The organism is Halioglobus japonicus (assembly GCF_001983995.1).
Lineage (GTDB): Bacteria > Pseudomonadota > Gammaproteobacteria > Pseudomonadales > Halieaceae > Halioglobus > Halioglobus japonicus.
This window is the reverse complement of sequence record NZ_CP019450.1, coordinates 1,212,379-1,225,365: the sequence shown is the minus strand read 5'-3', so window position 1 is coordinate 1,225,365 and position 12,987 is coordinate 1,212,379. Positions and strand designations below refer to the sequence as shown.

Annotated in this window: 12 protein-coding genes and 2 pseudogenes; 4 read left to right on the top strand and 10 right to left on the bottom strand. The window is 60.5% G+C overall.

Features of this window, described 5'->3' with window-relative positions; all coding sequences use genetic code 11:
* Positions 1-87 precede the first annotated feature (87 nt).
* The 3 genes and pseudogenes from BST95_RS05755 to BST95_RS05745 all read right to left on the bottom strand — a co-directional run bounded on the left by BST95_RS05755 (position 88) and on the right by BST95_RS05745 (position 3,704).
* Positions 88-1,433, bottom strand: a pseudogene (locus BST95_RS05755) (phosphohexomutase domain-containing protein).
* Positions 1,434-1,443: 10 nt separating this feature from the next.
* Positions 1,444-2,273, bottom strand: a pseudogene (gene galU, locus BST95_RS05750) (UTP--glucose-1-phosphate uridylyltransferase GalU).
* A gap of 21 nt (positions 2,274-2,294) precedes the next feature.
* Positions 2,295-3,704 carry a mannose-1-phosphate guanylyltransferase/mannose-6-phosphate isomerase gene (locus BST95_RS05745; RefSeq protein ID WP_084198516.1) on the bottom strand — a complete coding sequence of 470 codons (1,410 nt, stop codon included), beginning with the start codon at positions 3,702-3,704 and terminating at the stop codon, positions 2,295-2,297.
* Positions 3,705-3,916: 212 nt separating this feature from the next.
* Here BST95_RS05745 and fabA point away from each other — a divergent pair, with 212 nt between their 5' ends.
* Positions 3,917-4,432, top strand: coding sequence for a 3-hydroxyacyl-[acyl-carrier-protein] dehydratase FabA (gene fabA, locus BST95_RS05740; RefSeq protein ID WP_066055645.1), 516 nt, complete (start codon positions 3,917-3,919; stop codon positions 4,430-4,432).
* 4 nt (positions 4,433-4,436) lie between these two features.
* The gene (gene fabB / locus BST95_RS05735; RefSeq protein ID WP_084198515.1) at positions 4,437-5,663 is read left to right on the top strand and encodes a beta-ketoacyl-ACP synthase I; all 1,227 of its coding nucleotides are present in this window, start codon (positions 4,437-4,439) and stop codon (positions 5,661-5,663) included.
* Here the strand turns inward: fabB and BST95_RS05730 are convergent, their stop codons facing one another.
* From BST95_RS05730 to hemC, 5 genes are read right to left on the bottom strand one after another with little or no spacing between them, the layout of a single operon-like run.
* Positions 5,664-6,911 carry a heme biosynthesis HemY N-terminal domain-containing protein gene (locus BST95_RS05730; RefSeq protein WP_102106372.1) on the bottom strand — a complete coding sequence of 416 codons (1,248 nt, stop codon included), beginning with the start codon at positions 6,909-6,911 and terminating at the stop codon, positions 5,664-5,666. It lies immediately after the preceding gene.
* A 3-nt stretch (positions 6,912-6,914) separates the two neighbouring features.
* Entirely contained in the window at positions 6,915-7,937 is a 1,023-nt protein-coding gene (locus tag BST95_RS05725; RefSeq protein WP_169843860.1) for a uroporphyrinogen-III C-methyltransferase, read from the bottom strand.
* On the bottom strand, positions 7,934-8,104 hold the full coding sequence (locus BST95_RS19635; protein WP_157114458.1) for a hypothetical protein: 171 nt from the start codon (positions 8,102-8,104) through the stop codon (positions 7,934-7,936). The genes BST95_RS05725 and BST95_RS19635 overlap by 4 nt, the downstream gene beginning before the upstream one ends.
* A gap of 15 nt (positions 8,105-8,119) precedes the next feature.
* Positions 8,120-8,878 carry a uroporphyrinogen-III synthase gene (locus tag BST95_RS05720; RefSeq protein ID WP_084198513.1) on the bottom strand — a complete coding sequence of 253 codons (759 nt, stop codon included), beginning with the start codon at positions 8,876-8,878 and terminating at the stop codon, positions 8,120-8,122.
* Positions 8,868-9,794, bottom strand: coding sequence for a hydroxymethylbilane synthase (gene hemC, locus BST95_RS05715; RefSeq protein ID WP_084198512.1), 927 nt, complete (start codon positions 9,792-9,794; stop codon positions 8,868-8,870). Before hemC ends, BST95_RS05720 begins: the two co-directional genes overlap by 11 nt.
* A 124-nt stretch (positions 9,795-9,918) precedes the next feature.
* On the opposite strand from hemC, the gene argH reads away from it, so the two are divergent.
* Entirely contained in the window at positions 9,919-11,316 is a 1,398-nt protein-coding gene (gene argH / locus BST95_RS05710) for an argininosuccinate lyase (protein ID WP_084201060.1), read from the top strand.
* A 104-nt stretch (positions 11,317-11,420) separates the two neighbouring features.
* Here argH and BST95_RS05705 read toward each other — a convergent pair whose 3' ends face one another.
* Together BST95_RS05705 and cyaY are read right to left on the bottom strand one after the other, a co-directional pair.
* On the bottom strand, positions 11,421-12,404 hold the full coding sequence (locus tag BST95_RS05705) for a DUF3187 family protein (protein ID WP_084198511.1): 984 nt from the start codon (positions 12,402-12,404) through the stop codon (positions 11,421-11,423).
* On the bottom strand, positions 12,395-12,718 hold the full coding sequence (gene cyaY / locus BST95_RS05700) for an iron donor protein CyaY (RefSeq protein WP_102106395.1): 324 nt from the start codon (positions 12,716-12,718) through the stop codon (positions 12,395-12,397). Before cyaY ends, BST95_RS05705 begins: the two co-directional genes overlap by 10 nt.
* 102 nt (positions 12,719-12,820) lie before the next feature.
* Here cyaY and lptM point away from each other — a divergent pair, with 102 nt between their 5' ends.
* Complete coding sequence (gene lptM / locus BST95_RS21315) at positions 12,821-12,985, top strand: LPS translocon maturation chaperone LptM (RefSeq protein ID WP_102106370.1); 165 nt, start codon at positions 12,821-12,823, stop codon at positions 12,983-12,985.
* Positions 12,986-12,987: the final 2 nt, after the last annotated feature.

Sequence of the window (12,987 nt, the reverse complement as noted above, 5' to 3'; positions counted from 1 at the left end):
GTTCCGGCTGCTGAATAGACTCAGGTCATACCTACTACCAAATATGGGGCGGAAAACGGTAATGAGCACTGCGGCTAGCCTTAACCCCTAGCCCTCGATCAAAGCAAGCAGCTCAGCAGTCTTGGACTCCATCAGTGCAACATCGCCCCGCGACTCAACGTTGAGCCGCACGACAGGCTCAGTGTTGGACATCCGCAGATTAAAGCGCCAGCTGCCGCAATCGACGCTCACGCCATCGGTGTGATCAACCTCACCCTGATCGCCATAGGTGGCTTCCGCTGTGGCCAGCACCGCCTTGGCATCGTCGACTGATCGGTTGATCTCGCCGGAACAGGGGTAGGCCGCCATGCGCTCCGACACCATGGTGCTCAGGGGCTTACCCGTGGTGCTGATCAGGTCGGTGACCAGCAGCCAGGGAATCATGCCACTGTCGCAGTAGGCGAAGTCACGGAAGTAGTGGTGGGCACTCATCTCGCCGCCGTAGGCCGCGTTCTCGGAGCGCATTCGCTCCTTGATGAAGGCGTGGCCGCACTTGGTCAGCACCGGCTGGCCGCCAGACGCCAACACCTGATCTACCGTGTTCCAGGTCAGGCGTGGGTCGTGAACGATCTTGGCGCCGGGCTCAAGCTTCAGGAAGGCCTCGGCGAGCAGGCCGACCACGTAGTAGCCCTCGATAAATTCGCTGTTTTCATCGTAAAAAAAGCAGCGATCAAAATCGCCGTCCCAGCCAATACCCAGGTCGGCGCCGTGCTCCTTGACCGCGGCGATTGTGGCGGCGCGGTTTTCGGGCAACAACGGGTTGGGAATGCCATTAGGGAAATTGCCATCGGGCTCATGATGCAGCTTGATGAACTCAAACGGTAAATGCGGCTCGAGCAGGTCGACAACCCGGCCTGCGCCGCCATTGCCTGCATCCACCACAATTTTCAGGGGCTTGAGCTTGCTCACATCAACATATGACAGCAGGTGCTCGACATAAGCGCCGGCCGTGTCCAGCGGCTGCAGCTGACCGCGCTCCGCCGCCGCTGTGAAATCATTCTGCTCCGCCAACGCCTTGATCTCTCCCAGGCCGCTGTCTGCAGAGATCGGCTTGGACTCCTCGCGCACAAACTTGATGCCGTTGTAGTCCTTGGGATTGTGGCTGGCGGTCACCACGATGCCCCGTCCATATTGGCATGGGAGGTAGCGAAGTAGATTTCCTCGGTGCCGCACATGCCGATGTCGTAAACATCGACACCCTGTTCCATGAGCCCCTCGCTGAGCGCCGCCTTAATAGCTTCGCTGGACAGGCGGATATCGTGACCGACCACAACGCGCTTGGGCTTGATGACCTCTGCGTAGGCCCGACCAATGCGGCGAGCGATATCTTCGTTGAGTTGATCGGGCACCCGACCACGAACATCGTAGGCCTTGAAACAGGTAATTTCGCTCACAACGCTGGCCTCAGTCCTTGCCGTAGTAGTTTTCGTAAACGTGATTGGTCGCTTCGACAAACCCGGGCACGGAGCCGCAGTCAAAGCGCTGGCCTTTGAACTTGTAGGCCATGACCAGGCCACGCTTGGCCTGGGTCTGCAAGGCATCGGTCAGCTGAATCTCACCGTTGGCTCCGGGGGCGTTTCCTCGAGAATCTCAAAGATATCCGGAGTGAGGATATAGCGACCGATAATCGCCAGATTGGAAGGAGCGTCTTCCTGGGCCGGCTTTTCCACCATGTCGTCGACCCGGTAAATGCTGTCGCGCAGATTTTCACCCTTGATCACGCCATACTTATGCACCTCGTCCATGGGCACTTCCTGGATGGCGACGATGGAACAGCGGAACTGGTGGTAGAGCTCGGCCATTTGCGAAAGTACGCCCATGCCCTCGGCATTGAGGCACAAATCGTCTGACAACAGGACGCCGAAAGGCTCATTTCCCACCAGCGAGCGGCCGGTAAGAATCGCGTGTCCCAGGCCCTTCATCTCGCGCTGGCGGACCATGGTAAACACGCCCTTATCGAGCACCGAGCGAATACTCCCCAGATAGGCCTCTTTACCGGTGCCGGATATCTGGTGTTCGAGCTCATAGCTGATATCGAAATGGTCGGTAATGGCGCGCTTGCCGCGACCGGTGACGAACGCACAGGTCGTCATGTTGGCCTCTATGGCTTCCTCAACCCCATACTGCACCAACGGCTTGTTCACGATGGGCAGCATTTCCTTGGGCATGCTCTTTGTCGCGGGCAAAAACCGGGTGCCGTACCCTGCCACGGGAAAGAGACACTTCTTGATCATCCTGATTCTCCTTGAAAAGACCTAATCACTGCGGCCGTATTGATCGTCAAATCTTACAATATCATCCTCACCCAGATAGGTGCCGGTCTGCACTTCAATCAGTTCGAGCGGAATGCGCCCGGGGTTGGCGAGGCGATGCTTGTGGCCGAGCGGGATGTAAGTCGACTCATCCTCGCCCAGCATGAAAACTTTATCTTCGCAGGTGACTTCCGCCGTGCCACTGACCACTATCCAGTGCTCGGCACGGTGGTGGTGCAATTGCAGTGACAGACGCTCACCGGGGTTCACCGTAATGCGCTTCACCTGAAAACGATCCGAGACGATCAGGCTTTCATAGCAACCCCAGGGGCGGTATACGCACTGGTGCAGGCTGTGCTCGGGGCGCCCTTCTGTCTTGAGTCGAGCGACAATGTTCTTAACATCCTGGACCTTGTCGCGCTCAGCCACCAGCACGGCATCGGCGGTCTCCACCACAACCAGGTTTTCTACGCCGGTGGCTGCCACCAGACGCGATTCACTGCGGAAGTAGCTGTTATCGCAGTTATCGATCATCACATCGCCCTGCACCACATTGCCACGCTCGTCGCCGGGGTGGACGTCCCACAGTGCCGACCAGGCGCCGACATCGCTCCAACCACAGTCCAGCGACACCACGCCACCCAGGCGGGTATTTTCCATCACCGCGTAATCAATGCTGTCGCTTGGGCAGGCCGCGAAAGCTTCCGCATCTGGCCGCACAAAATCCATGTCTGTCGCCGCGCTGGCCATGGCCTGCTCACAGGCGGTGCGCATGGCGGGATTGTGCTCACCCAGTTCAGCGAGATAAGCATCGGCGCGGAGCAGGAACATACCGCTGTTCCACAGGTAGCTGCCACTCTCGACGTAGGTTTTCGCGGTATCCAGGTCAGGCTTTTCGACAAAACGCTCGAGGTCGTATAGCTCATCACCCAGGGCGTCGCCACACTTGATATAACCGTAGCCGGTCTCGGGGCTGGCGGGTACCACACCAAAGGTCATCAGCCGCCCTTGCTGGGCCAGAGGAATAGCATGCGACACTGCCGCAGAGAAGGCAGCCACGTCCTGTATCACGTGGTCAGCAGGCAAGACCAGCAACAGCGCCTCAGGGTCATCCTGCACCGCACGCAGGGCAGCCAGGGCCACCGCCGGTGCCGTATTGCGGCCCGCGGGCTCGAGAATCAGCGCGCTAGCCCGCAAATCCACCTGGCGCAACTGCTCGGCCACCATGAAGCGGTGATCTTCATTACACACCACCAGGGGGGCGGTCGCCTCCAGGCCTGAGGTGCGCCGCAGAGTCTCCTGCAGCATGGACAGTTCACCAGCCAGGGGCTGGAACTGCTTGGGATGGGCCTCGCGCGACACGGGCCACAACCGGCTGCCCACGCCGCCGGACAGAAGAACGGGAGTCAACATGTTCAATCCTTGAAGTGAAACTTGGAAATCGACCTGCCTGCAGAAATAATGAAACCTCTGCGAGAGCACCACTATTCAAACATAGTAACCAAAGCAGTCCCTGCAAGCCACTCCCGACAGTCGCCTAGGCTGGACTTGTGGCCCGCAACTATTAGAATGGGCACGCTTCCCAGCCCGCAACGGGCGACGGACCTAATTAGCCTGGAAACAACATGACTGGAAAAAGCGCGTACGCCAAGGACGAATTGGTAGCCTGCGGCCACGGAGAGCTCTTTGGCGAAGGCAATGCCCGGTTGCCGGTGGACAATATGCTGATGCTTGACCGCATCACCCATATCAGCTCCGAGGGCGGCGAGTTCGACAAGGGCGAGATTGTCGCCGAGCTCGACATCAATCCGAACCTGTGGTTTTTCGACTGCCACTTCCCGTCCGACCCGGTAATGCCGGGCTGCCTGGGCCTTGATGCCATGTGGCAGCTGGTCGGCTTTTTCCTGGGCTGGCGCGGCAATCCGGGCCGCGGCCGCGCTCTGGGCTGTGGCGAAGTGAAGTTTACCGGCCAAATTCTCCCGACCGCCAGCAAAGTGGTCTATAACATCAACATGAAGCGCGTCATCGAACGCAAACTGGTGATGGGTATCGCCGACGGCAGTGTTTCCGTAGACGGCCGTGAAATTTATACAGCAAGCGACCTGCGGGTCGGCCTTTTCCAATCCACGGAGTCTTTCTAAAGCAATGACTAGACGCGTTGTAGTTACCGGCCTGGGCATTGTGTCTTGCCTGGGCAATGATGCCGAGACAGTTGCGCAGGCACTGTACGAGGGCAAATCGGGCATTAGCACTCGCCAGGAACATATCGACATGGGCATGCGCTCCCATGTCGCCGGCTCCCCGGACATCGACATCAAATCCCTGATCGACCGCAAGCAGCTGCGGTTTATGGGCGATGCCGCCTCATATGCCTACATCTCCATGCAGCAGGCCATTGAAGACGCTGGCTTAACTGAAGAGCAGGTATCCAACGTGCGCACCGGCATTATCGCCGGCTCCGGCGGCGCCTCCTCTGCCAGCCAGACTGAAGCTGCGGATATTTTGCGTGAGCGCGGCTTGCGCCGGGTGGGCCCATACCGGGTCACCCAGACCATGGGCAGCACCGTGTCAGCCTGTCTGGCCACCCCCTTTAAGATCAAGGGCGTGAACTACTCCATTTCCTCGGCCTGCTCCACGAGTGCGCACTGCATCGGCAACGCCATGGAGCAAATCCAGCTCAACAAGCAGGACATCGTATTTGCCGGCGGCGGTGAGGAACTGCACTGGACCCTGAGCAGCCTGTTTGATGCCATGGGCGCGCTCTCCACCAAATACAACGAAACCCCCGAGCGCGCCTCGCGCGCCTACGATGCGGACCGCGACGGCTTTGTAATTGCCGGCGGTGGCGGCATGCTGGTTCTGGAAGAGCTGGATCACGCCCTGGCGCGGGGTGCAAAAATTTACGCAGAAGTAGTCGGCTATGGCGCCACCTCGGATGGCTACGACATGGTCGCCCCCTCTGGCGAGGGCGCTGTACGCTGCATGCAACAGGCGCTGTCCACTGTCGAGGGCAACGTGGATTACATCAACGCCCATGGCACGTCTACGCCAGCGGGCGACATCCAGGAACTCAAAGCCGTCAAAGAGGCCTACGCCGACATGGACAGCATCCCGGTGGTCGGCTCTACGAAGTCGCTGTCAGGGCACTCCCTCGGCGCCGCCGGCGTGCAGGAGGCAATTTATACCCTGCTCATGCAACAGCGTGGATTTATCGCCGCTTCGGCCAACATCGAAAACCTGGATCCGGAAGCGGAAGGTCTGCCCATTGCCACCGAACGCCACGACAACGTGGACCTGGTGCGCGTGATGTCGAACAGCTTCGGCTTTGGTGGCACCAACGCCTCACTGGTCTTCCAGAAATACCCGCTCTAATCAGGCCTGACGCCGTGCCGGAGGCTGAGTTGCCTCTGGCATGGGCAACTCCGGTAGGGTCCCGCCCTGACTGATTTGCAAACCTTCGCGATGATAGGCAGCAGCCACTTTTGGCTCGCCGAGTGCGAGCAATAACCTCCCCAATTCCGCACAGACTTCCGCTGAGCGCTCCAGGCGATAACTGCTTTCCAAGTAATCGCGCGCCTTGCCCCAGAGCTTTTCCCTGGCACTGAGACGACCCAGGCACAGCAGCAGCTGCGCATCCTGCGGGTGACTGGCCAACCAGCTCTCGGCCTGGGCCAGTTGACGGGCGGGCTGCTCCAGGCCCAGATAGCCATAGTGGCGGACCAGGCTGGGCTGCCAGTTTTGCTTCAGTGCGCGCACAATCACCTTGTCCGCAGCGGCCTCGTGACCACCGGCGACCAACATTGCCACGTAGCGGTTGAGAATTTCCGGATCCTGTTTAAGTGCAGAAGGGACCTTCTGCCACACCCGGCGCAATTGATCGCCGCTGTCTTCGCCGGCCGCCTGTGCGGCCAACAGCGCGATATACACTTCGCGCTCGAGTGTATTCAGCGCTGCCTCATCCAGCACCTTGTACTTGCGCAACTCCGGCAGCAATTCCAACAATTGCCCCCAGTCCTTGAGGCCGTAATAGGCGCGGTGCAACAAGTCCAGCACGTAGGGATGGCGGCTCGCGTTGCGGCGGGCGCGCACCAGGGTAGCCAGGGCCTGCTCATACTGCCCAGCATGCAGCTTCATCTCGGCCTGGGTCAGCTCGACCGCTATGCCCGCTTCGGCCTCGGCCTCTTCTGCGGCGCCGAGATACTCACGCATCTGGTCGGGCTCGTTTAGTCGGTAGCTGGCGCGGGCAGCCATCAGGTAATTGATCAGCGGGGCTTCGCTATTTTTGGCGCCACGCAGCAACTGCCTGCGGGCACGCTGCCAGTTGCCCTCGATGAAACTGATCATGCCGCGGGTGGTCAAGCGAGAAGAGGCGCGCGAACGGCGGCCTCCCAACCAGCTGGCGAGGGAGTTCTGTCCGCCCACCACCCGGCGGAGCAAGCGCAACAACAAATAAATGGCCAGGGTGAAAAAGGCGAGAATCACCAGGCCTACCCACAGGCTGGTTTCTACTGTGTAGTTGCCGTAGGCCACCAACACATAACCGGGATCAGTCTCGATAACGGCGACAATACCGACACCGAGCAGTAGGGCGATCAGGGCGAGCAGAAAGAGTTTGCGCATGACTTAGCCCGCCTCTCCCTGCCCGATAGCTTCCTTCATGGCCTTATCCAGTGCTTTCAGGGAGCGGGTCAGATCGGGCATGGTCACCTGTACCGTGCGCTGCTCGAGCTGGCGAATCTCTCGCGCCATCGCCTTCGCGGCCGCCTCATCAGAATCGTAGAACTGCTCTACCCAGTGCAGCGAACGCTGCAGGCTCTCGGTGTACAGCGTCTGGTTACCTGACAAAAGGGCCACCTGGGCCTGCTCCAGCAACATTCTCAGGTTCTGGCGTACCAGCCCTTCCCACTGCGGATCCATCAATGCCCGCATGGGTACGTCCCGACGTCGGATCACGACATAGTCCGACAGTTTCTGTGCCGCTTCCTCATAGCCGCGGGCCAGGCGGCTCTGCCAGCCCTCAGTGGGCTCGGCCTCGGGCTGCGCCTCGGTTTCCTGCATCTGGAAGATCACCAGCGAATCAGCCTGTTCTATCAGGGCCGACAGGCTCAGGTAGATTCCCTCCACATCCACCTTGGGCACGGCCCGCAGTGCTGCCTGTTCCGAGGCAACGGCGGCCCGCACATCGTAGAGCGTGGGATCGTTCAATTCATCCAGAATGCTATCGGCACTGCCCAGCAAGGCCTGGGCAGACACGACATCACGGGCCATGATGAGCCGCTGGCTGGCCAGCCGCAACAGGTACTGGGCCTCCGCTCTCAGCCAGGCGTCATGATCGTTGGCGCTAAAGGATGCCAGGCGCTCCTGCTGGTCGCGGATCTGGGCACGAAGCTGGTCCAGCTGGGCATTTTGCTGGCTGATAGCATCGCTGGATTGCTTGGATTTGCGATCTATTTGCTGGCGCAGCTTGCGTTCGAGACCATCCAGGTCGACCTCCGGAGGAGCCAGCTCAGTGCCGAGTGATTCAATGCGCTGCACCAGCGCGGCCTCACGCTGCATGCCCTGCTGCACGGTCCAGCCTGCTGCTGCAGCCAGCACCAACACCAGTACCAGCGCCAACCAGGCGACGAGCGAAGAGCCTTTCTTCACCACCGGCGCAGGGGCGTTGCAGAAGCCGCGCTCTTCTCTACCAGCGGACTGCCCTGTTTCCCGGGCGTATCACCCTGCTCGGAAGCGGCAGCTTCATCCTTGCCGGTATCAGCCGGGGCGACTTCATCTGCCTTGTTCCCGGTCGTGCTGTTGTTCTCGTCACTCACTCAATGATCTCCGGATTACCGCCCTTGCAGGGCTGCCATCATGGCCTCATCTGAGGCATTGGCCGCCGTATCAATTTGCGTAAAACCCGCCTCGCGCGCCAGCTTCTCCACTCGCAGAGAAGGCACCACAAGGCGTACATCCCTAAACTTAGTGGTTTCTTCCCCGCTAAGCAATGTCAGCATATTCTGCAGACCTTCGCCGCTGGAAATCAGCACGGTCTCTATCCCGCCCTCGCTGATTGTCCGTGCCAGAGCACCCTGCTCCAGTGGCGGACATGCGCGCGAGTAGCAGGCCAGCTCGTCGACCCGCGCGCCGCGCGCCGTCAGTTCACTCTGCAGGAGTTCGCGACCGCCCTGCCCTTTCACAATCAACACCCGCTGGTCGACGACCTGCTGCAACGCTGGCACCGCCAGCAGACCTTCGCTGTTCATTTGCGCACCTGGCTCTGTGGCGACGAGGCCGCGCTCGGCCAACAGCCGAGCCGTGGTTCCCCCGATGGCATACCAGTTAATCCCAGTGGGCAACTGGGGCCAGTAGTCATCGATAATAGAGAGTCCGTAGCGCACGGCGTTGCCACTGATAAAAATCACATGGGCGTAGAGGTCGAGGTCCAGTACCCGCTGCCGCAGCGATGGTGCGAGCTCAGCCAGCGGCGCCAATGCCAGCAGCGGCTGATGGCTGGCACTATAGCCCGCCTGTTCAAGTCGCGCGAGTAGGCTGTCCGCCTGGCCAGCAGGACGTGTGACAAGAACGCGCCCGCATTCAGTCACCATAGACCTCGGCGAGAATCTGGCCCGCACCCTGGGCCAATAAATCCCGGGCAACCGTCTGTCCCAGTGCTTCAGCCTGGTCAGCAGGCGCCTGTGCCTCTGCACGGAGAATCTCGCTACCGTCGGGCTTGCCCACGAGACCGCGCAACCAGAGCTGGTCATCCCGATAAACGCTGTAACAGGCTATGGGCACCTGGCAGCCGCCCTGCAGCGCCAGGTTCATGGCCCGCTCGGCGGTGACTCGATGCGCCGTTGGCGCATGGTGTAACGGCTGCAATAGCGCCAGCGTATCGCTGTCGTCAGTGCGCAATTCAATGCCTACGGCTCCCTGCCCACCGGCGGGAAGTGAATCTTCGACACTGATGGTGGCGGCAATACGATCCTGAAAGCCCAGGCGAATCAAGCCGGCACTGGCGAGAATAATCGCATCGTATTCTCCGTCATCAAGTTTGCGCAGCCGGGTATTGACGTTACCTCGCAGAAACTTCACCTCCAGATCGGGACGCCGGGCACGCAGCTGACACTCGCGTCGTAAACTGGAGGTACCCACGACACTGCCGGCAGGAAGATCCTCCAGACGATGGTAGGTATTGCTCACGAATGCGTCAGTGGGGTCTTCCCGCTCACAAATGACACCCAGCCCAAGCCCTGGGGGAAACTCCATGGGAACGTCCTTCATGGAGTGCACAGCAATGTCGGCACTGCCGTCGAGTAACGCCGTTTCCAGCTCTTTCACAAACAGTCCTTTACCGCCGACTTTAGCCAGAGGCACATCGAGCAGCTGGTCGCCGCGTGAGGTCATCCCCAGCAGTTCCACATCAAGCCCTGAATGCGCGGCCTGCAGGGCACTGCGAACATATTCGGCCTGCCACAGGGCGAGAGGGCTCTCACGGGTGGCTATGGTCAATTTGCGGGACATGGGTATTCCTTGGTGCTGGAAGCGGGCGTTAAATTGTGCCGCGCATGATAACACTGTCGCGGCTGCGAAGCTGGTATACTTCGCGGCCCTTACCACTGGCAGCGGCAACAGGACAGGACAGGCCATGAGCAACGACAAGGACACCAGCAAACTCTGGGGTGGACGTTTCAGCGAACCTACCGACAGCTTCGTACAACGCTATACGGCCTCGGTCACGTTCGATCAACGTATGGCTGCCGAAGACATCGCGGGATCGCGTGCCCACGCCAGCATGCTCGCCAGCGTTGGCGTTCTGAGTGCAGAAGAACTCCAGCAGATCCAGGACGGCCTGGATCAGGTAGCTGCAGAAATCGAAGCGGGCGAATTCCAGTGGTCGATTGAACTGGAAGACGTGCACATGAACATTGAGGCACGCCTGACAGAGCTGATTGGCATTACCGGCAAAAAACTGCACACGGGCCGCTCGCGCAATGACCAGGTCGCAACCGATATCCGCCTGTACCTGCGCGGCGCCATTGACCGCATTGCCGAGGAGCTGACCCGCGTGCAGCGCGGCACGATTGGCCTGGCCGCGGATAACACTGCGACCATCATGCCAGGGTTCACCCACCTGCAAACGGCCCAACCGGTGTCCTTCGGCCACCACCTGCTGGCCTGGAACGAGATGTTGGAACGCGACTACGGCCGCCTTATGGACTGCCGGGCACGCATGAACCAGTCACCGCTGGGAGCCGCCGCACTCGCGGGCACGACCTACCCGATCGACCGCGCCCAGACGGCGGCCAGCCTGGGCTTTGACAAACCCACAGAAAACTCGCTGGACTCGGTCTCGGATCGCGATTTCGCCATCGAGTTCTGCTCATTCGCCTCACTGCTGATGACGCATTTGTCGCGCATGTCTGAGGAACTGGTCATCTGGACCTCAGCGCAATTCAATTTTATCGAGCTGCCGGATCGCTTCTGCACGGGCTCATCGATCATGCCCCAGAAGAAAAACCCGGACGTACCGGAACTGGTGCGCGGCAAAGTGGGCCGAGTTAATGGCCACCTGATTTCCCTGCTCACGCTGATGAAGAGCCAGCCGCTGGCCTACAACAAGGACAACCAGGAAGACAAGGAACCGCTGTTCGACACTATCGACACGGTACTGGATTCCCTGCGCGCTTTTGCCGACATGGTGCCTGCGATCAAGCCGCGTGAAGTGAATATGCGCGAAGCAGCCCGCTCGGGCTTCTCAACTGCCACTGATCTGGCGGACTACCTGGTAGGCCTGGGACTGCCCTTCCGCGACGCTCACGAGGTGGTGGGCAAGGCGGTGGCCCACGGCGTTGAGTCGGGGCTGGATCTGGCGGAGATGGACCTGGCGACACTGCAGGGCTTCTGTGCAGACATCGGCGAGGATGTGTTCGATGTGCTGACGCTGGAAGGCTCAATTGGGGCGCGGGATCACCTCGGTGGCACGGCGCCAGCGCAGGTAGCTGCGGCTGCGGTGCGCGCAAACGCATTGCTGGATCAGCGATAACGGCTTCACCCGCTGCCCCTTCGCGGCGGTTTCAGCTCTGCCTCACTGCCGCATGGCTTGCTCCCGCGGCTGCGGCCGCGGAGCTCCACGTAAACAAAGAAACGCTAGTTAACCCGGTACCGCAGGCTGGCCTGGAAAGTAACATCGGGGGCGGTTTCCACCTGCACGTCTTCCACGACGGAAAAATCGACGGCCCAAGCCGGCGCGAAGCGCCAGCGGACGCCGGCGGTGAGCATAATGGCCTCGTCGCCTAGCGAGGTGATCTCGCTGTTCATGGGCGCGGCGTGGGCGTCGAGCTGACCGATGAGTGACCAGCGCGGATTAAGCACCCAGTCCATGGTGAGGCCAACAAACCATAAATCCTGCTCCTGGGCCTTGCCCAAGAGATCAGATTCGCCGGCGTACAGGTAACCTGCCTGGCCATGCCAGCGCAGCGGGACGTCATTGTTGCGATGATCGCCTGAGAAGCGCACTACCAGATAGCCATCGTCTTCGCCGCTGCCGAGGAAATCGTCCTCGTCACCGGTGGCGAACTTGTAGCCGGCGGCCACACTGGCGGCAAAAATATCGTCGCGGGCAAACTGCCAGCTCAGGGTCAGCGTGCTGTCGCCGACGCCGGAGGCATCGTCGAGCAACACAAACCGGGCATCGGGGCCGGCATAGCTGAAATCCAGTAAATCGCGTTCAACCCGGGAACGACCTCCGTCGGACATGCCCCAGAAGTCGTGCCAGCCGTCGATAGTGGCATCGAGAAAGCCGCCGGAGTGGTCCAGCCAGGGTACTTCCAGTTGTAGATCCCAGTTGTCGGCCAGGGCGTAGCGGAACTCCAGCGCCATGCGCAGGGTTTCGCCATCGAGGTTGACCTGCTCGTCACCGCGAAACTCGGCCACGTAATTGTTGGCGATACTGGTGTGCAGGTTGATATCGAGCGCACCGGCGGGGCCAGTACCGGCAAAACGCTGACTGGGTAGGCCGAACAGGCCACTGACCGGGCTCAGGTTTTTGGCGTACAGCGGCTCGTTGCCCTGCCCTGCCGCAGGCAGGCTGGCGAGTAGGAGGCAGGTACCGGCAAACCGTTTTACTGCCACTGGAACTCCAGGCCGGCCTGTTCGCGCATTTGTTCAATCACGAACGGGCGGAACAGCTGGCCGTCGCGGGTGTTGCGCCAATCACCGGCTTCGGCGTCGTATTCAAAGTGAAAACCGCCAGAGCGGGCCGCCAGCCATAGCTGCCGTACGGGTGGCTGCCGGCTGAAGACCATGGTGGTGCCATTTTCGAAATCCACAGTGAGAACGCCGCCACCGGTCTCGTAGTCCAGATCGCTATCGATCTCGTCGAGGGCCAACTCTACTGCTTCAAAGGTGGCGTCAACGCGCTCACCAAACTCGCTCTCTGATATCACGATCAATCCAATGCGATGAGTGTGGACGCCCATAATAAGCGCTGCTCGCACCGCTTACTACCGGCAGGTATAATCGCCGCTTTTGCATTTTGGGGAAGCACCATGCGATTGTTAGCTGCACTGGGCCTGATAGCCGCGCTCGCGGGCTGTGGCCAGACAGGGCCACTGTACCTGCCGGGCGAAGCACCTCCCCGGGCTTCACAGCCCGCGCCTGAAGCGCCGCCTGCAGAACCTGCCGACGCCACTCCCACCGAACCGACGGAATAAAC